Below are 18,623 nucleotides of genomic sequence, written 5' to 3' on the forward strand. Positions count from 1 at the left end.
GAGCCGCGTGGTCGTGGCCCTGAAGCTGCGCGGATCCTCCGACGACCTGCTCGGCTTCGCCTTCCGCACCGCCGCGGCCAGGGGCGTGCCCCTCCTCGCCGTCCACGGCCGAAGCATGCCGCTCCACGCACAGACGTCCCAGGGTGTGGACCACGACGTCACCGAGGAGACGAGGCAGGACGCCCGGACGCGGCTGGACAAGGCGCTCCGTCCCTGGCGCGAGGAGTATCCGCGGGTGGACATGGCCGGCAGCGTCCGTCTCACCAGCCCCGCCCGGGCCGTCGTACAGGCCGCCGAAGGTGCCGTGCTGCTGGTCGTCGGCCGTCGCCGGCACCGTCCCGCTCCGGCGCCCCGTCTGGGCCCCGTGGCGCAGGCCGCCCTCCATCACGGGCGCTGCCCGGTCGCCGTCGTCCCTCATGGGTGAGACGGTCCCGACGCAGCCGCCGTCGCACGGCGGTCGAGGGGGCCCGTTCCCCGGATCCCGCTGCCGCGCGGGGGCGGCCCCGCACGTCGGGCCGGGAACCGTCAGGGCCCGGTGATTTCGATGTGGCGTGGCTTCGCGGCCTCTGCCTTGGGCGCCGTGACGGTCAGTACGCCCTCGCTGAGGGTCGCGCTGACCTCTTCGGCCCTGACATCCGCGGGAAGGAGCGCCTGGTACTCGAAGTGCCCCGTACGGCGGGTGCTGCGGCGCAGCACGCCCTCACGCTCCTGTTCCTTGTACTCCCCTGTGATGCGCACTTCCCGGTCGCTCATCTCGATGTGGACGTCGTCCCGCTTGACGCCGGGCAGCTCCGCCTCGATCACGTAGGCGTCGTCGGTCTCCCGCATGTCGGCCGCGGGCGACCAGGCCAGTCCGGACGAGGCGGCGGCAGCGCCCTCCATCAGACGGTTCATGCGCTCCCACAGCTCGTCGAACTCGGCGGCCGCCGGTTCACTCCAGCCGAGGGCGGGGAACGCCCTACCCAGCAGACTGCCGGCCCGGTGTCGTACAGGCAGGGTCATCGCGACTCACCTCCGTGAAGAGCGGCGTTCAGGTCACTTTCCATGGTGCACGCCCTCACCCGGCCGGGCGACTCCACGCCCGGGGCTCCTCTCGTCGACATGCCTGGTAGCGGCGCGCCTTCGGGTGCCGGGCCGGCCCGGGGACCTGACGTCCCGACGAGCGAGCCGTCCGGATCCCGGGGTCCCCGGGTCCGCCGAGTGGCCACCGCGGATCGAACGGAGGGAGGCTGGAGGAAGGCTGGAGGGAGCGGATGGGAGGAAGCCCATGAAGGTCGGAGTGCTGACCGGCGGCGGTGACTGTCCCGGCCTGAACGCCGTGATCCGCAGCGTCGTCCGCAAGGGCGTCCAGGAGTACGCCTTCGACTTCGTCGGGGTGCGGGACGGCTGGCTCGGTCTGCTCCAGGATGCCGTCATGCCTCTGGACGTCCCCGCTGTGCGGGGGATCCTCCCCCGTGGCGGGACCATCCTCGGCTCTTCCCGCACCAACCCGCTCAAGCACGAGGACGGGCTGCGCCGTGTGCGGGACACCCTCGCCGCGCACGGCGTCGACGCGCTGGTCGTGATCGGCGGTGAGGACACGCTCGGTGTGGCCACCGAGCTGAGCGGGCAGGGGGTCCCTCTGGTCGGCGTACCGAAGACCATCGACAACGACGTCTCCGGCACCGACTGCACCTTCGGCTTCAACACCGCCGTGGGCATCGCGACCGAGGCCATCGACCGTCTCCACACCACCGCCGAGTCGCACATGCGCACCCTGGTGGTGGAAGTGATGGGACGGCACTCCGGGTGGATCGCCCTGCACGCCGGTGTCGCGGGCGGCGCCAACGTGATCCTCATCCCGGAGCGGCCGTTCGACATCGACCAGGTCTGCGAACAGGTGAAGAGCCGATTCAAGATCAATTACGCGCCGATCGTCGTGGCCGCCGAAGGAGCCGTCCCCAAGGAGGGACAGATGTTCCTCAAGGACCAGTCACTGGACGAGTTCGGGCATGTGCGGCTGTCCGGCATCGGCGAATGGCTGGCCCAGGAGATCTCGGAGCGCACCGGCAAGGACGCCCGCACCACGGTCCTGGGTCACGTCCAGCGCGGCGGCACCCCGAGCCCCTTCGACCGCTGGCTCGCCACGCGTTTCGGACTGCACGCCATCGACGCGGTCAAGGACGGTGACTTCGGCACCATGGTCGCCCTGCAGGGCACCCGGATCGTCCGCCATCCGCTCGCCGACGCCACGGCGAGGACCAAGCTGGTCGATCCGTCGCTGTACGACGAGTTCGAGGTGTTCTTCGGCTGACCGGCCCGGCGTCCGGCGGGGCTTCCACCACTGGTTCGTGGCCGCCGGTTCGCGGCCGGCGGTTCGCGGCCGGCTGTCATCCGGCGTGCGGGACGACCGCCACCGGGCAGCGGGCGTGGTGCAGTACGGCGTGCGTGACCGGGCCCAGCCGGCCCTCGGGCGCCCGCGGGTCGGTGCGGCGGCCGACGACGAGCAGAGCCGCGCCCCGGGACGCGTTCAGGAGCGCCTCCGCCGGATGGAGCAGCATGACATCGGTGCGGACCGCCACCCCCGGGTACTTCTCGCGCCAGGGGCGCAGCGCGTCGGAGAGCCGCAGGACCTCCTGGTCCTCCCACGTGGCGCGGTCCTCCTCGGTCACCACCAGCGTCCGTGGGGAGACGGCCTCGGCGGGAAACGCCCATGCCTGGACCGCCCGCAGGTCCGCTCCGCGTGAATCGGCGGCCGAGAACGCGAAATCCGCCACCTCTCCGACCGGGCGGTGCGCGTCGAACCCCACCACGACCTGGGCAGCGCCGCGTGCCGCGGGCCCCTCCTCTCCGAAGACGCCGGACCGTTCGGGAACCAGCACGACGGGGCAGGGGGCCGCTGCCGCCGTCCGCAAGGCCACCCGTCCGACCGCCAGGCCGCCGAAACCGCCCGTCCCCCGGGTGCCGACGACGAGGAGCCCGGCGTCGCGGGCCGCGACGAGGAGGGCCGTGGCCGGGTCGCCGTCGGCCTGCTCGCCCCCCACCTCGACATCCGGACAGCGGTCGCCGAGGTCGGCGACCACCCGTTGGAGCATTTGCGCGCCCATGTGGTGCAGCCTGTCCACGGCCGGGCCCGGCACGGCGGTGTCCGGAAGCGGCGGGGACGCATGGACCAGGCGCAGCGGAACGCCACGCGACGCGGCCTCCCGCGCCGCCCAGCCCGCTGCCGCCAGACTGCGTTCGGACCCGTCGACACCCGCCAGCACAGGGTGAGTCATCGTGTCCTCCTTCGCCCGGCCGGCACCTCCGCGGGCGCCGCACGCCCGCGCCCCTTCTCCTCCACTGTTCCACGACGGGGACGTCGCGGCGGGCTCACACGAGTCCGGCGGTCGTGGGAACCCGGGTCCCGCCCCCGGCGTTCCGGACTACCGAAGAGGCGGGCCGATGACCGACGTCCAAGGCTTGCTGGGCGACGAGGCCAAGGATCTGCCGGCCCACACCGCCCAAGGGAGCCCCAAGGAGGATCTGGTGCTGCCGGGTCCCGACTTCGTCGACCGGACCGTGGCCGCGACCGACCGCACGCCGCGGGTGCTGCGCAACCTGCGGTCCCTCTTCGACCACGGCCGTCCGGCCGGCACGGGACACGTGTCGATCCTGCCGGCCGACCAGGGCGTCGAGCACTCCGCCGCGTCGGCGTTCGCCGCGGACCCCCGCTACCTCGATCCCAGGAACATCGTCGAGCTCGCCGTCGAGGGCGGCTGCAACGCCGTTGCCGGCACGCTCGGTGTGCTCGGGGCCGTGTCGCGGCGGTACGCGCACAGGATCCCCTTCATCGTCAAGCTCGACCACAATGAGCCGCTGACCTACCCGAACCACTACGACCAGATCATGTTCGGCAACGTCGAGCAGTGCTTCGACCTCGGCGCGGCCTGCGTCGGCGCGACGGTCCACTTCGGCTCGGAGCAGTCGGACCGCCGGCTGCGGGAAGCCGGCGAGGTCTTCGCGCGCGCCCACGAACTGGGCATGTTCACCGTGCTCCCGAGGCCTCGGCCCCGCCGTCCCCGGGGCTCGGGGCCCTCGGAGTCCTCACAGTCCGCGCAGCCAGTCGTCGGCCACGCCCCGCGTGGTGCCGCCGTCGAGCCGGATCCGTGAATCGTCGAGTCGGTAGGTGAGCTTGCCGACGGCGTCGACCACGCCGTCGATCTGCCGGGTCATCGACACGGCGATCTCGGTGTCGCTCCTGCGTTCCATGCGGCCCTCCAGGGTGACGACGCCCTCGGTCACCGAGACGGCGACGCTGTGGGGTGCCAGCCCCAGGGTGCGCACCAGCACCTCGCGGACGACCTCCTCGCGGATCTCCGCGTCGGGCCGCAGGAAGACCCGCAGCAGGTCGCGCCGGGTGACGATGCCGACCAGCCGGTCCTCCTCGTCGATCACCGGCAGCCGCTCCACATGGCGCTCGGCCATGGTCCGGGCGGCCTCCACGATGGTGTCGTCGGCGTGCACGGTCACGGGCGGTTCGGTCATCAGCTGACCGGCCGTGCGCGCCTTCGCCTTCACCGCCCGGCGCCGAGCGGTCCCCGTCAGCAGGGTGCGGAAGTGACGGCCCGGCTCACGCCGGTCCGGCGCCTGTGCCTGGCGCGCCATCAGGTCCGTCTCCGAGATCACACCGATGACGTGCTCGTCCTCGTCCACCACCGGAAGACCGCTGATCCGGTGGTCGGCGAGCAGGCGCGCGACCTCCTTGAACGAAGTGCCGTACTCGGCCCGGACGACCTCGTCGGTCATCACCGAACCGATCTTGTCGTGCTTCATGTCCACTCCCTCCTCAGCCCGGCCGCGGAGGACAGCTCCCCGGACCGGCTTCGTGCCCGGATGGTTCGAGCATCCAGCGGCGCGGGCCGGGAGCCCATGGGCTGTCCGGGGACGACCCCAGGGCCGGTCGGCCCCAAGTCCCCGGCCGCGGGGGCCTGGGTGCGCGGCCGCCGGCCGGAACGTACGTTGGCGTCCTGGGGTGAAGCCCGGACGTGGACGTCCTTCGGGCGACTGGACCGCACAGCGGAGGCGGTATGGCCGACGGGAAGGCGGCGAGTCTGCCGCGCAAGACCTATGAGAAGGAACTGCTCCGTCTGCAGACGGAGCTGGCGAAGCTGCAGGAGTGGGTAAGGGCGACCGGCGCCCGGCTGGTGGTGGTGTTCGAGGGGCGGGACGCGGCGGGCAAGGGCGGCACGATCAAGCGGGTGACCGAGCACCTCAATCCGCGCGTCGCCCGGATCGTGGCGCTCCCGAAGCCGACCGAGCGCGAGCGCACCCAGTGGTACTTCCAGCGGTACGTCGAACAGCTGCCGGCGGCCGGGGAGATCGTGCTGTTCGACCGGTCCTGGTACAACCGGGCCGGGGTCGAGCACGTGATGGGCTTCTGCACCAAGGAGGAGTACCAGCGGTTCCTGCGCCAGTGCCCGATCTTCGAGCGGATGCTGGTGGAGGACGGGATCCTGCTGCGCAAGTACTGGTTCTCGGTGAGCGACGCCATACAGCAGGAGCGCTTCCGGCGCCGTCTGGAGGACCCGCTGCGGCGCTGGAAGCTGTCGCCGATGGACCTGGAGTCGATCACCCGCTGGGAGGCGTACTCGCGGGCCAAGGACGAGATGATGGTGCACACCGACATCGCCGAGGCACCGTGGTACGTCGTGGAGAGCGACGACAAGCGGCGGGCCCGGCTGAACATGATCGCCCATCTGCTGGACACGGTGCCGTACCGCGAAGCCGCTCCGCCGGTGCTGGAACTGCCCGTGCGGCCCCGGTCGACCGGTTACGAGCGTCCGCCGCGCGATCTGCAGACCTACGTCCCCGATCGCACGGCGGACCTGTGACCCCACCCCCGCCCGGAGGATCCGGCCGAACAGTCCACGCCGGGCCCCGAGGGTTCCTGGATCCCCGGCGCCCGCTCGGCCGGGGGTCACGGCCGGCCGCTGCCCGCCCTCACCGGTCGGCCACGGTGATGCGGCGTCCTGTCAGGCGGGTGGGGCACACCTTCACCCAGAGCGTGCGCGGGCCGCCCGCCCAGGGTGCGGAGTGGGCGCGTTCCTGAAGCCGGCGGACCGCCTCCGGGTCGTCGACGGCCTCGGCACGGCCGACCGCGAGCACGCTCCAGCCCCGGCTCATCGTCTCGTCGACGTGGTCGACCTCGAAGGCGACCTCGTTGCCGACGGCCGTGGCGGGNNGCCGAGCCGGGCTCGGTGCGGAAGAAGACGGCCCCGTCCGCCACCTCGTAGTTGACCGGGAACGCGGCGGGCCCGTCCGGGGTGGTGAACGCGACGCGCCCCACTCCGTGCGTGGACAGCAGCGCCCGGCACTCGTCCTGGCTCAGGTCCGTCAGCCGGGGGTGGAGCAGTGCCTGCCCCTGTCCCGGGGGCAGTTCCTGGTCGCCGCCGCGCAGCGCGACGAGTGTGGTGCCGAGCGCGTCGGCCAGGCGCAGGACGGTGGCGATGCCCGGCTCGGACGGGCGCTGTTCGAGATAGGCGAGGTACTGCGGCGACATCCGGGCACGGCCGGCCGTCTCCTCCGGGCTCAGTCCCCGGCGCCGGCGGGCCGCCGCCAGGCGCCGTCCGAAGTCTCCCGGCTGCCCCGCCGCGGAGGCGGCGGGTCCGGCGGGGGCCGGCCCACCGGCCGGGGTCTCCTCGCGCCCCGGGTGGTGGACGTGCGCGTCCGGCCCCGGGAACACCAGCGTGATCTCGCCGGTGTCCGACCAGCGCACGTCGTACGGGGGTGTGCCGTCGTCGTGGTGGAGGCCGACGATCTCGCCGTCGCGCCGGCCGACGCCGGTGACCGGGCTTTCGACGACCAGACGATCGCCTAGGTGAGCGTGCATGGTCATGCCCTCTCTCGAGGAGTCCCTTCCCAGGATCGCCCCGGTCCGTTGCCCGCACCAACGGGCTCGAGGTCCCGCCCCGTGCGGGGTGCCGGGCGGACCGTCCCCGGTCCTCCGCGACCGGTCAGCTCCCGGGCGGGCCCTGCTCATCGCTCACCGGCACGTGCCACACCAGTCTGGTGCCTCCGCCCTCGGGGGTGGTGAGCTCCAGGTCGCCGCCCAGTTTCCGGGCCCGCTCGGCCATGGTGGCCAGACCGCCGCGACAACCCTGCGGCGGTGTCCCGACACCGTTGTCGACGACGAGGAGACGCACCGTCCTGCCGTCGGTGTCCAGCACGACCTCGGCGCGGTCGGCGCGGGCATGGCGGGCGATGTTGGTCAGGGACTCGGACAGGGCCGCCACCAGGTGGTCGGCGGTCTCCCTCGGTACGTGGGTGTCGAGCAGTCCCTCCAACCGCACGCCGGGCGCGAAACCCAGCACGGGCGTGGCCTCGCCGATCACCCGGATCGCGCGCGCCCGCAGGCCGGGGGCCGCGTCGTCGCCGCGCAGGCGCAGCCCGAAGATCGTCGACCTGATGACCCTGATCGTCTCGTCCAGGTCGTCCACGGCCCGCAGCACGCGCCGCCTGGCTCCCTCGTGATCGATGAGACGGCCCGCGCTCCGCAGGGTCATCCCGGTGGCGAACAGCCGCTGGACGGCCAGGTCGTGCAGATCCCGGGCGATGCGGTCGTGGTCCTCCAGCAGGGCGATCTGCTCGGCGTCCCGGCGGCGCCCGGTCAGCTCCATGGCGAGAGCGGCCTGCGCGGCGAAGCCCGTCAGCATCTCCAGTTCCCGGTCGGAGAAGTCGTCGTCGCCCCTCTCCCTGGCGAGCAGGACCACGCCGCGCACATGGTCGCCTGCGCCGATGGGCACGGCGACGGCAGGGCCGAGGCCGGTGAACCGCGCGGGGCCGGCCGCAACACGTTCGTCGTGGGCGACGTCCGGGCTGCTCACGGGTGCGCCGTCGGCGTACGCCTTTCCCGTGAGGGTGCCCGCGACGGGCAGGACCAGGCCGCGGTGTGCGTCCGCCTCCTGGCCGATGGCCAGTTCCACGGTGAGGGTGTCCGTGCCCTTCACGGGTGTGGACAGCGCGGCGAGCGCCGCACCGGTGATCTCGCGCGCGCGTTCGGCGATCAGTTTGAGCACGTCCGCCTGGGCGGCGCCGGACATCAGGCCGCGGGTGATCTCCGCGTTCGCCCGCAGCCAGCGCTCGCGCAGGCGGGACTCCTCGTACAGCCGGGCGTTGTCGACCGCCACCCCCGCCGCCACCGCCAGTGTGGACAGGACCGACTCGTCCTCCTCGTCGAACTCGCCCCCGCCCCGCTTCCCGGTCAGGTACAGATGGCCGAACACCTGGTCCCGCACCCGGATCGGGACACCGAGGAAGGTGCTCGTCGCGGGGCGACGGGCCGGGATCCCGTGCTCGTCCGGGAACGGGTCGATCCGGGTGGTGTCCTCCTCGCCGCCCCCGGCCGTGTGGAACGCCGACATCCGCCTGCCGTCCGGGCCGGTCACGCCCAGCGCCGCGTACTCGGCGTCGACCAGGACCGCGGCAGCCTCCACGATCCGGTGCAGCGCCTGTGTCAGCTGCAGCTCGCGGCCGACGGAGAGCACCGCCTCCAGGAGGCTGTGGACCCGGTCCCGGGTCCCGCGGGCGGCGTCCACGCGCGCCCGCAACTCCTCCAGCAGCTCGTCCAGCCGCAGCTGCGGCAGCCGCACCCGGGCCGCCCCGGTCCCACCGAACTCCTCGGAGCCTGCCACCGGTGACCCTCCAAGCCCCCGCCACGTGCCGAAGGCCGTCTCCCCCACCTGCCACAGTAGTGGCGCGGCACGGGGACGGCGCGGTCACTTCGGCGCGGACGGCGGCACCCGGGGGCTCGTGCGCCGTGCCGGCACGCAAGTCGCCTGGCGGTCCGCGCTCCTTGCGCCGATCATGGGAGGAGAGCTCCGCGCGAACGTTCACGGCGCGTGGGCGAGGAAGGCACGCCATGAGGCAGGACGTCATCGCCAAGACGGCACCGGCTCCCGTGACCCCGGTCCTCACCGACTACGAGAAGGCCTGCGCCGAGTTCAGCTGGGCCGCGGCACGCGAACGGCTCGCCGGGCTGCCGCACGGTGGTCTCAACATCGGGTACGAGGCCGTGGACCGTCACGTGGCCGAGGGCCGCGGCGACCGGGTCGCCCTGCGCTGCGTGCGCCGGGACGGGACGGCCGAGTCCGTCTCGTACACGGCGCTCGCGCGGCTGACGAACAGGTTCGCCCAGGTGCTGCGTTCCCTCGGCGTGGACCGGGGCGACCGGGTGTTCACCCTGCTCGGGCGCTGCCCCGAACTCTTCACGGCGGTGCTCGGCACGTTCAAGAACGCGTCCGTGCTCTGCCCGCTCTTCCCGGCCTTCGGGCCGGATCCCGTGGCCCAGCGCATGCGGCTGGGCAACGCCCGCGTCCTGGTCACCACCGAGCAGCTGTACGTGCGCAAGGTCGCCCCGGTGCGGGACGGCCTGCCCGAACTCGCTCATGTCCTGATCGTCGGCGAGCACGGCCGGGACCTTCCCGGCACGCTGTCCTTCGACGCGCTGATGGCCACGGCCGACGACGACTTCTCCGTCGCCCGCACCGATCCCGGCGACGTGGCGCTGCTGCACTTCACCAGTGGCACCACCGGGGCCCCCAAGGGCGCCGTCCATGTGCACGAGGCGGTCGTCGCCCATCACGTCACCGCCGCGTACGCGCTCGACCTGCACCCGGACGACGTGTACTGGTGCACCGCCGACCCCGGCTGGGTCACCGGCATGTCGTACGGCGTCATCGCCCCGCTCACGCACGGCGTCAGGGTCGTCGTCGACGAGGGCGACTTCGACGCACGCCGCTGGTACGGCGTCCTCGCCCGGGAACGGGTCACGGTCTGGTACACCGCGCCCACCGCCCTGCGCATGATGATGCGGGCGACTCCCCGGCAGGGCCCCTACGACCTGCCGCGCTCGTTCGATCTGTCGGCGCTCCGGTTCGTCGCCTCGGTGGGCGAACCGCTCAACCCCGAAGTGGTCCTGTGGGGCCGGGACGTGCTGGGGCTCCCGGTGCACGACAACTGGTGGCAGACCGAGACCGGCTGCATCGTCATCGCCAACCTGGCGGCCTGCCCCATCAAGCCCGGGTCGATGGGCCGCCCCCTGCCGGGCATGGTCGCCGCCGTCCTGGCCCGCGCGCCCGACGGCACCGTGTGGCGCTCGCCCGAGGGCCGTGTCCGCACGGTCGACGAACCCGGCCAGGAAGGCGAACTGGCGCTGCGGCCCGGCTGGCCGTCGATGTTCCGCGGCTATCTGCACGCCGAGGACCGGTACGCCGCGTGCTTCGCCGACGGCTGGTACCTGACCGGCGACATCGTGCGCAGGGACGCGGACGGGTACTTCTGGTTCGTCGGGCGCGGGGACGACGTCATCAAGTCCGCGGGCCACCTGATCAGCCCGTTCGAGGTGGAGAGCGCCCTGCTGGAGCATCCGCGGGTGGCGGAGGCCGGGGTGATCGGGCGTCCGGACCCGACCGCCGGCGCGATCGTGAAGGCCTATGTGTCCCTGCGCCCGGGAGTGGATCCGGACGACGACCTCCTGCGGGACCTCCTCGCCTTCGCCCGCCGCAAACTGGGGCCCGCGGTGGCGCCCCGGGAGATCGTCTTCGACCGGAACCTGCCGCACACCAGGAGCGGCAAGGTCATGCGGCGGCTGCTGCGGGCGCGCGAGCTCGGCCTCCCGGAGGGCGACACCTCGACCCTGGAGACGCCGGAGCCCCCGGCGCCATGAGTCCGGCCCGGTGCGCCGGACGCGGACCCGCACCACGAGACCTCTCGGAGCACCCGGCCATGAGCACCAGCCACAGGAAACCGGCCAAGCCCGCCCACCACGGAACCCACCAGGACGCCGCCGCCAAGCACCATCGCGACCTCCTGGCCTCCATGCTGCTGATCCGCCGCTTCGAGGAGCGCTGTGTCGAGCTGTACAGCGCCGCGAAGATCAGGGGCTTCGTGCACCTGTACATCGGGGAGGAGGCCGTCGCGGCCGGCGTGCTCGACGCGCTCGGCCCGGCCGACGCGGTCGTCTCCACCTACCGCGAGCACGGCCACGCCCTCGCCCGCGGCGTGCCCACGGACGCCGTCATGGCGGAGATGTACGGCAAGGCCACCGGGTGCAGCCGCGGACGCGGCGGTTCCATGCACCTGTTCGACACGAGCCGGCGCTTCTACGGCGGCAACGCGATCGTCGGCGGTGGCATCCCGCTCGCCGCCGGGCTCGCCCTGGCCGAGAAGATGCGCGGGGGCCCCGGTGCCGTCTGCTGCTTCTTCGGGGACGGCGCCTTCGCCGAGGGCGAGTTCCACGAGACCGCGAACCTCGCCGTCCTATGGGGGCTGCCGCTGCTGCTCGCGTGCGAGAACAACCTGTACGCGATGGGGACACCGCTGCGCGCCGAGCACGGACAGACGGACCTGGCCATGCGCGCCGCGTCCTACGGGATGCCCGCCTGGGCCGTCGACGGCATGGACGTCCTCGCGGTCGAGGACGCCGCGCGCCGCGCGGTGGAGGGCATACGCGCCGGGCACGGCCCGTACTTCCTGGAACTGCGCACCTACCGCTTCCGCGCGCACTCCATGTACGACCCCGACCGCTACCGCGACAAGGCGGAGGTCGAACACTGGCGCACCCGTGACCCGGTGATGCTGCTGGAGCGGCGGATGAGGTCGGCGGGCGAGCTGGACGACGCGTCGTACGCCGAGCTGGACCGACGCTGCACGGACGAGGTCGACCGCGCGGTGGCCGCGGCCGAGGCCGCTCCGGTGGAGCCCGTGGGCGACCTCCTGCGGTACGTCGGCACGGTCCCCGGTGACCTGCCGGAGGCACGCTGATGGCGACGGCCACGACGACGTACCGGGAGGCGCTCCGTGAGGCCCTCCGCGAGGCGCTGTCGGCCGACGACCGGGTCTTCCTGATGGGCGAGGACGTCGGCAAGTACGGCGGTTCCTTCGGTGTCAGCCTCGGTCTGGTCGAGGAGTTCGGCCCCGAGCGGGTGCGCGACACACCCCTGTCGGAGTCGGCGTTCGTCGGCACGGGCATCGGCGCGGCCATCGCCGGCATGCGGCCCGTCGTCGAGGTCATGACGGTCAACTTCAGCCTGCTGGCACTCGACCAGATCCTCAACAACGCCGCCACGCTGCGGCACATGTCCGGCGGCCAGCTCTCGGTGCCGGTCGTCATCAGAATGACCACCGGAGCGGGACGGCAGCTCGCGGCCCAGCACTCGCACAGCCTGGAGGGCTGGTACGCCCACATCCCCGGCATCCGCGTCCTGGCCCCCGCGACGTTGGAGGACGCGCGCGGCATGCTCGCCCCCGCGCTCGCCGACCCCGACCCCGTGGTCATCTTCGAACACGGTTCCCTGTACAACGTCTCCGGCGAACTCGCCCCCGTCGAAGGCCCCCTGGACGTCGCGTCGGCCGCCGTCCGCCGGTCGGGCGACGACGTCACGCTTCTCACGTACGGGGGTTCGCTGCCCAAGGTCCTCTCGGCGGCGGACCTCCTCGCCGGGGAGGGCATCAGCGCCGAGGTCGTGGACCTGCGCAGCCTCCGCCCCCTCGACGACGCCACGATCATGGCCTCGGTGGCCAGGACGCACCGTGCCGTCGTCGTCGACGAGGGCTGGCGCACCGGGAGTCTCGCCGCCGAGGTCTCCGCCCGGATCACCGAGCAGGCCTTCTACGAACTCGACGCACCGGTCGGGAGGGTGTGCAGCGCCGAAGTGCCGATCCCCTACGCCAGGCACCTGGAGGAGGCCGCGCTGCCCCAGGCGGAGGGCGTCGCCGCCGCGGCCCGGGAGGCGGTGGGACACCGTGGGTGAGTTCACCATGCCGTCGCTGGGCGCGGACATGGAGGCGGGCACGCTCCAGGAGTGGCTCGTCGCCCCCGGCGACACGGTCACGCGCGGCGATGTGATCGCCGTCGTCGAGACCGACAAGTCCGCCGTCGAGGTCGAGTGCTTCGAGTCGGGAACCGTCGGCCGCCTGCTGGTCGCGCCCGGCACCAGGGTTCCGGTGGGCGCACCGCTGGCCCTCATCGAGGCGGCGGGGAGGGAGACGGCGGCACGGGACCGGGCGGCCGCCCCCGTGGAACAGCCGGCGGCGCCCCGGCCCCGGAAAGCCGGGCAGGAGGCCGCCCCGGTGCCGCAGCCGCCCGTGGTCCACGCCGAAGCCGGACCGCTCGTGAGGCACCTCGCCGACGAGCGGGGCGTCGACCTGACGGCGGTGCACGGCAGCGGGCCCGGCGGCAGGATCACCCGTGCCGACGTCGAGGGCACCGCGCACGAAGGCGGCCGGCGCCCGCGCGCCACACCCTACGCACGACGGCTCGCCGCGGAACTGCGCGTCGACCTGGGCACCGTGCGCGGCACCGGCCGGGACGGAGCCGTACGGGGAACCGACGTGCGGAAGGCGGCACACCTGCGTGCCGGTCCCGCACCCGCCGCCGCGGAGACCGCGGCGCCCTCGGCGCCCGCGCGGGCCCCTCTGCCGGTTCCGGGCCGCGCCGGGGCGGCCGAGCCCGCCGCCGCCGCGATGCGCAGGGCGATCGGCGACCTGATGAGCCGGGCCAACCGGGAGATCCCCCACTACTACCTCGCCACGACGATCGACATGAGCGCGGCGCTCGCGTGGCTGCGCGCGCGCAACCGCGAACTGCCGGTCGGCGAACGGATGCTGCCCGCCGCGCTGTTGCTCAAGGCGGTGGCCACCGCCGCCGTCGAGGTCCCCGGCCTGAACGGCTTCTGGCAGGACGGGGGTTTCGTCCCGGGCCGCGGTGTCCACCTCGGTTTCGTCGTCTCGCTGCGCAACGGGGGCCTGGCCGCGCCGGTCGTCCGCGACGCGGACTCGCTCGCTCCGGCGCGGCTGATGACCCGGCTGAAGGACCTGGTCGAGCGGGCCAGGCGAGGACGGCTGCGCGGCACGGAGATCACCGGCGGCACCCTCACCGTCAGCAGCCTCGGCGATCAGGGCGTCGAGGCCGTCTACGGCGTCATATACCCGCCTCAGGTCGCCCTGGTCGGCTTCGGGGCCGTGCTCGAACGGCCCTGGGCGGACCACGGCATGATCGGTGTGCGTCCTGTCGTGACGGCCACCCTGTCCGCCGATCACCGAGCCAGCGACGGCGCCGTGGGGGCCCGGTTCCTGAACGCCGTCGACCGTCTGCTCCAGAAACCGGAGAACCTGTGATGGACGAGACCGAAGCCCGGACCGCCGTCGAGGAGGCCATCACCCGTGTGGTGCCCGGCGCCGATCTCACCGGCCTGGAACCGGACGCCCCGTTCCGCGACGCGCTCGAACTCGACTCGCTGGACTTCCTGAGTTTCGTGGAAACCCTCTCCGAGCGCACCGGTCTGCGCATCGACGAGGAGGACTATCCGCGGCTGACAGCCCTGCGGGACGCCACCGAGTTCCTGGTCGCGCGCGCGTGATGACCGCGGGCGCCCCCGGCGGTCCCCGGCCGACCGGGGCGGCGCAGCAGGCAGCCGTCGACGGCTGCCCCGTCACCGACGGCCTGCTCGCCCGCCTGTCCCCGCTGCGGTTCGGCCACGTCGGCGTCCTCGGCCGCCACACGTTCTTCCGGCCGGCGGGGACGAGAGGGGGCCGGCGTCGTTCTCCGGGAGGCTCCCGGACCGCACGGCCCGGATCCCGGCAGCGTCGGTGGAGGCCGGCAGCGCGGTCAGCAGGGCCGGGCCCACGCCCCGGCCGCGGGCGTCGGGGTGACCGGATCCGGCAGGAAGACGGTTGATCATGACCTCACACATGCCCTGGCCGGGCGGGGCAGGCCACCTCCTCGCGACACCACATGGCATCGCATGGCGCCGGGTGGCACCGCTTGGCGCTACCCGGCGCCATTCCACGCCCCCAAAAGCGCACGAGCACGCATGGCGCCGCAATACCTCGGGGCACCCTCTTCACGTTTCCGCAGTTCAGGCGGCCACCCCCAAACCCGCTTCCCAGAAGACGCCACCCGGCCTTGTGCATGGCGCCACGATGATGCCATGATGGCGTCATGGACCTCACGCCGTATGTCGACACCCTCCGCCGCGAACTCGCGGTGGCCGCCGAAGCCGGCGGCGACGAAGCCCGCGAGCTGGCCGAGCGGCTCACCGCTCCCCTGGAGTCGGCGACCCGGCTGACCCTGCTCAACGTGCTCTCCGCCGCGATGGACGAGATCACCCGCGAACTCGCCCCCGGCTCGGTCGACGTACGGCTGCGCGGGCTCGACCCCGACTTCGTGGTGACACCACCGCCCACCGACGGCGGCGCCCACGCGGAGCCGGTCGCACCCGCCGAACCGCTCATGGCCCCGGCTCCGGCCGACGGCAACGAGGGCGGCACCGCCCGCGTCAATCTGCGGCTGCCGGCCCACCTCAAGGCGCGCGCCGAGGAGGCCGCGAGCCGCGAGGGCCTGTCGGTCAACGCGTGGCTGGTGCGCGCCGTGTCGGCCGCGGTCGACGACGGCCCCCGGCCGCGTACGACGGGGAAGAGCCGGACCGTCGGACAGAGCTTCACGGGCTGGGCGCGCTAGCCGCGTCCCCGCCCGCACCACTTCACCCACACCCACCACGTCCCACCAGCGGGGACGTGGTGAAGACCCAAGAGGACGGGACAGCCATGCCTTCTTTCGACACTCCCGAAGCGATCTCGGCCACGGCGCACGTGGAGGCCGGTTCCATCCAGCTCATCGCGGGCGACCGCCTCGACACCGTCGTCGAGGTGCGGCCCCGCGACCCGGAGAAGGAGCTGGACGTGCGGACGGCCGACCAGACCGAGGTCACGTACGCGAGCGGCGTCCTGACCGTCAGGACGCCCAAGCCCAATCTGTTCGGCCGCACCGGCACCGTCGACGTGACGGTCGACCTGCCCACGGGCTCGCGCGTCGACATGACCGGCGCCTGGGCCCAGGTGCTCGGCGAGGGCCGGCTCGGCGAGGTCCGGGTGAAGACCTCGTCCGGTGACGTCCGCCTCGACACCACCGGGCCGCTGAGGCTGACCGCGTCGCACGGCTCGATCACCGTGGGCCGGGTCGAGGGCACGGCCGAGGTCACCACCAGCTCCGGCAGCCTGCGCGTCGGCCTCGTCGACGGCCCCGCCGTCCTGAAGAACTCGCACGGCACCACGACCGTCGGCGCCGCGACCGGCGAGCTGCGGGTGAGCGGCGCCAACGGTGACATCGACATCGCGCGTGCCGAGGACTCGGTCACCGCCACCACCGCCCACGGCACCCTGCGTGTGGGCGAAGTGGCCCGCGGCACAGTCCGGTTGGAGACCTCCTACGGCGCCATCGAGGTCGGCGTCCGCGAGGGCACCGCCGCCTGGCTCGACGTCAGCTCGGGCTCCGGCCAGGTGCGCAACACGCTCACCGCGTCCGAGACCCCGGAGGAGACCGAGGACACCGTCGAAGTCCGCGCCCGCACCCGGCACGGCAACATCGACATCCTCCGCGCCAAGGCCTGAGCACCACCTCCTCAACCGACCCCGTCCCGCGCCCACTTCAGCCTTCGAGCGGAGGACTCCATGTCCTTTCCTGTCATGCCCACGTCCAGTCGGACCGACGGTCACCCGGCACCGGCCGCCGTCTCCGCCGCCGGTCTGCGCAAGTCGTACGGCGACAAGACCGTCCTCGACGGCATCGATCTGCGCATCCCGGCCGGCTCGGTCTTCGCGCTGCTCGGGCCGAACGGCGCCGGCAAGACCACCACCGTGCAGATCCTGTCCACGCTCATCGCCGCCGACGGCGGGCAGGCCCAGGTCGCGGGCCACGACGTCGCCACCTCCCCGGAGGGGGTGCGCGCCGCGATCGGCGTCACCGGGCAGTTCTCCGCCGTCGACGGGCTGATCACCGGCGAGGAGAACATGCTCCTCATGGCAGACCTGCACCACCTCTCCCGCAGCGAGGGCCGCCGCACCGCCACCGAACTGCTGGAGCGCTTCGACCTGTCGGAGGTCGCGAAGAAGCCCGCCTCCACCTACTCCGGCGGCATGAAGCGCCGCCTCGACATCGCCATGACGCTGGTCGGCGACCCGCGGATCATCTTCCTCGACGAGCCGACCACCGGTCTCGACCCACGCAGCCGCCACACCATGTGGCAGATCATCCGCGAACTGGTCTCCGACGGCGTCACCGTCTTCCTCACCACGCAGTACCTGGAGGAGGCGGACCAGCTCGCCGACCGCATCGCCGTGCTCGACGACGGCAGGATCGCGGCCGAGGGCACCGCCGAGGAGCTGAAGCGGCTGATCCCCGGCGGGCACGTCCGGCTCCGCTTCGCCGACCCGGCCGCGTACCGGTCCGCCGCCCTCGCCCTGCGTGGGGTGAGCCGGGACGACAAGGCGCTGGCGCTGCAGATCCCCAGTGACGGCACACAACGCGAACTGCGCTCCCTCCTCGACCGGCTGGACTCCGCCGGCATCGAGGCGGACGAGCTGACCGTGCACACCCCCGACCTCGACGACGTGTTCTTCGCCCTGACCGGCTCCACCGACCAGCCCGAGGAGGCTGTCCGATGAGCTCCCTCTCCCTCGCCGTGCGCGACTCGTCCACGATGCTGCGCCGCAATCTCCTGCACGCGCGGCGCTACCCGTCCCTCACCCTGAACCTGCTGCTGACGCCGATCGTCCTGCTGTTGCTCTTCGTCTACATCTTCGGTGACGTGATGAGCGCGGGCATGGGCGGCGGAGGCGCCGACCGCTCCGAGTACATCGCCTACGTCGTGCCGGGCATCCTGATGATGACCATCGGAGGCGCCGTGGTGGGGACCGCGGTGTCCGTCTCCAACGACATGACCGAGGGCATCATCGCCCGCTTCCGCACGATGGCGATCCACCGCGGGTCCGTACTCATCGGGCACGTCGTCGGCAGCGTGCTGCAGTCGGTCGCCGGCGTGGTCCTCGTGGGCGCCGTCGCCGTGGCCATCGGCTTCCGGTCCACGGGTGCCACGGCCCTGGAGTGGCTGGCGGCGTTCGGGCTGATGGCGCTGGTCGCCCTGGCACTCACCTGGATCGCGGTCGGGATGGGCCTGGTCAGCCCGAACGCCGAGGCGGCCGGCAACAACGCGATGCCACTGATCGTCCTGCCGCTCATCTCGAGCGCCTTCGTGCCGGTGGACGCGATGCCGGGCTGGTTCCAGCCGATCGCCGAGTACCAGCCGTTCACGCCGGCCATCGAGACCCTGCGCGGCCTGCTGCTCGGCAGCGAAATCGGCAACAACGGGTGGCTCGCGGTCGCCTGGTGCCTGGCTCTCACCGCGCTCGGCTACTTCTGGTCGAAGACGGTTTTCGACCGCGATCCGAAGTAGCCGGGACGGCCGCGCGGGCCGCCTCCCGCGGCTCGTCCTGCCCGAGGGCGGCGTACTCCGACACCACGTCGGCGTACGCCGCCCCGAACGCGATTCCGGCCAGGTCGACGGAGCGCAGCGCCGTGCCGTACACCGGGAGCTCGACGGGGTGCGACTCAGGGCGGTGAGGGGTGAGGAGCACGCCCAGCCGCTCGGCCGGCTCCGCCACCGGCTGACCGCTGCCGCTGCTGGTCGTTCCGATGCTCCCCGGGGCCAGGACGGTCAGCGGCGGGTCAGGCGGGTGAGGGTGACGCCGTTGGGGAAGGCGGTGCGCTCGGCGACGTCGAAGACGGTGGGGTCGAAGGCTCCGTCGAAGGCCGGGATTCCGGCGCCGGC

Annotated in this window: 18 protein-coding genes and 1 pseudogene; 13 read left to right on the forward strand and 6 right to left on the reverse strand. The window is 73.0% G+C overall.

The genetic code is table 11. The features are described 5' to 3' along the window. The coding region (locus tag RH94_RS45450; RefSeq protein WP_234426217.1) for a universal stress protein at positions 1–424 on the forward strand (424 nt) is incomplete at its 5' end. Between the two features lie 101 nt (positions 425–525). Here RH94_RS45450 and RH94_RS33720 read toward each other — a convergent pair. Then, positions 526–1,002: an Hsp20/alpha crystallin family protein gene (locus tag RH94_RS33720; protein ID WP_073952118.1), complete on the reverse strand. Its 477-nt coding sequence runs from the start codon at positions 1,000–1,002 to the stop codon at positions 526–528. Between the two features lie 265 nt (positions 1,003–1,267). Here RH94_RS33720 and RH94_RS33725 point away from each other — a divergent pair, with 265 nt between their 5' ends. After that, positions 1,268–2,293: a 6-phosphofructokinase gene (locus tag RH94_RS33725; protein ID WP_073952119.1), complete on the forward strand. Its 1,026-nt coding sequence runs from the start codon at positions 1,268–1,270 to the stop codon at positions 2,291–2,293. Between the two features lie 76 nt (positions 2,294–2,369). Here the strand turns inward: RH94_RS33725 and RH94_RS33730 are convergent, their stop codons facing one another. Further along, positions 2,370–3,257, reverse strand: a complete 888-nt coding sequence (locus tag RH94_RS33730; protein ID WP_073952120.1) for a universal stress protein — start codon at positions 3,255–3,257, stop codon at positions 2,370–2,372. 166 nt (positions 3,258–3,423) lie between these two features. Here RH94_RS33730 and RH94_RS33735 point away from each other — a divergent pair, with 166 nt between their 5' ends. Then, on the forward strand, positions 3,424–4,131 hold the full coding sequence (locus tag RH94_RS33735; protein WP_234426218.1) for a beta/alpha barrel domain-containing protein: 708 nt from the start codon (positions 3,424–3,426) through the stop codon (positions 4,129–4,131). Here RH94_RS33735 and RH94_RS33740 read toward each other — a convergent pair. Beyond that, positions 4,066–4,794 carry a CBS domain-containing protein gene (locus RH94_RS33740; protein ID WP_073952121.1) on the reverse strand — a complete coding sequence of 243 codons (729 nt, stop codon included), beginning with the start codon at positions 4,792–4,794 and terminating at the stop codon, positions 4,066–4,068. The two genes, RH94_RS33735 and RH94_RS33740, sit on opposite strands and share 66 nt — an antisense overlap. Before the next feature lie 254 nt (positions 4,795–5,048). On the opposite strand from RH94_RS33740, the gene ppk2 reads away from it, so the two are divergent. Further along, a complete protein-coding gene (gene ppk2, locus RH94_RS33745; RefSeq protein WP_073952122.1) occupies positions 5,049–5,852 on the forward strand; it encodes a polyphosphate kinase 2 in 804 nt (267 codons plus the stop codon). A 109-nt stretch (positions 5,853–5,961) separates the two neighbouring features. Here the strand turns inward: ppk2 and RH94_RS45455 are convergent. From RH94_RS45455 to RH94_RS33755, 3 genes and pseudogenes are all read right to left on the reverse strand, one after another. Beyond that, positions 5,962–6,201 (reverse strand): pyridoxamine 5'-phosphate oxidase family protein (locus tag RH94_RS45455; RefSeq protein ID WP_234426219.1); only part of this gene is annotated, 240 nt, incomplete at its 5' end. Between the two features lie 2 nt (positions 6,202–6,203). Beyond that, positions 6,204–6,850, reverse strand: a pseudogene (locus tag RH94_RS33750) (DUF1918 domain-containing protein); the annotation flags it as partial. Between the two features lie 124 nt (positions 6,851–6,974). Further along, positions 6,975–8,651, reverse strand: coding sequence for a sensor histidine kinase (locus tag RH94_RS33755; RefSeq protein ID WP_073952123.1), 1,677 nt, complete (start codon positions 8,649–8,651; stop codon positions 6,975–6,977). Positions 8,652–8,878: 227 nt separating this feature from the next. Here RH94_RS33755 and acsA point away from each other — a divergent pair, with 227 nt between their 5' ends. From acsA to RH94_RS33800, 9 genes are all read left to right on the forward strand, one after another. Beyond that, positions 8,879–10,684 carry an acetate--CoA ligase gene (gene acsA, locus RH94_RS33760; protein WP_073952124.1) on the forward strand — a complete coding sequence of 602 codons (1,806 nt, stop codon included), beginning with the start codon at positions 8,879–8,881 and terminating at the stop codon, positions 10,682–10,684. A 59-nt stretch (positions 10,685–10,743) separates the two neighbouring features. Continuing rightward, the gene (gene pdhA / locus RH94_RS33765; RefSeq protein ID WP_234426220.1) at positions 10,744–11,781 is read left to right on the forward strand and encodes a pyruvate dehydrogenase (acetyl-transferring) E1 component subunit alpha; all 1,038 of its coding nucleotides are present in this window, start codon (positions 10,744–10,746) and stop codon (positions 11,779–11,781) included. Beyond that, on the forward strand, positions 11,781–12,770 hold the full coding sequence (locus RH94_RS33770; protein WP_073952126.1) for an alpha-ketoacid dehydrogenase subunit beta: 990 nt from the start codon (positions 11,781–11,783) through the stop codon (positions 12,768–12,770). The genes pdhA and RH94_RS33770 overlap by 1 nt, the downstream gene beginning before the upstream one ends. Then, a complete protein-coding gene (locus RH94_RS33775) occupies positions 12,763–14,136 on the forward strand; it encodes a dihydrolipoamide acetyltransferase family protein (RefSeq protein WP_073952127.1) in 1,374 nt (457 codons plus the stop codon). The genes RH94_RS33770 and RH94_RS33775 overlap by 8 nt, the downstream gene beginning before the upstream one ends. Further along, positions 14,136–14,378, forward strand: coding sequence for an acyl carrier protein (locus tag RH94_RS33780; protein ID WP_073952128.1), 243 nt, complete (start codon positions 14,136–14,138; stop codon positions 14,376–14,378). Before RH94_RS33775 ends, RH94_RS33780 begins: the two co-directional genes overlap by 1 nt. A 581-nt stretch (positions 14,379–14,959) precedes the next feature. Then, positions 14,960–15,478 carry a toxin-antitoxin system HicB family antitoxin gene (locus tag RH94_RS33785; RefSeq protein WP_073952129.1) on the forward strand — a complete coding sequence of 173 codons (519 nt, stop codon included), beginning with the start codon at positions 14,960–14,962 and terminating at the stop codon, positions 15,476–15,478. An 86-nt stretch (positions 15,479–15,564) separates the two neighbouring features. Beyond that, a complete protein-coding gene (locus RH94_RS33790) occupies positions 15,565–16,407 on the forward strand; it encodes a DUF4097 family beta strand repeat-containing protein (protein ID WP_073952130.1) in 843 nt (280 codons plus the stop codon). Between the two features lie 75 nt (positions 16,408–16,482). Then, complete coding sequence (locus RH94_RS33795) at positions 16,483–17,460, forward strand: ATP-binding cassette domain-containing protein (protein ID WP_073952131.1); 978 nt, start codon at positions 16,483–16,485, stop codon at positions 17,458–17,460. After that, the gene (locus RH94_RS33800) at positions 17,457–18,248 is read left to right on the forward strand and encodes an ABC transporter permease (protein WP_073952132.1); all 792 of its coding nucleotides are present in this window, start codon (positions 17,457–17,459) and stop codon (positions 18,246–18,248) included. The genes RH94_RS33795 and RH94_RS33800 overlap by 4 nt, the downstream gene beginning before the upstream one ends. Positions 18,249–18,623 lie beyond the last annotated feature (375 nt).

Source organism: Streptomyces kebangsaanensis, from assembly GCF_001906585.1.
GTDB lineage: Bacteria > Actinomycetota > Actinomycetes > Streptomycetales > Streptomycetaceae > Streptomyces > Streptomyces kebangsaanensis.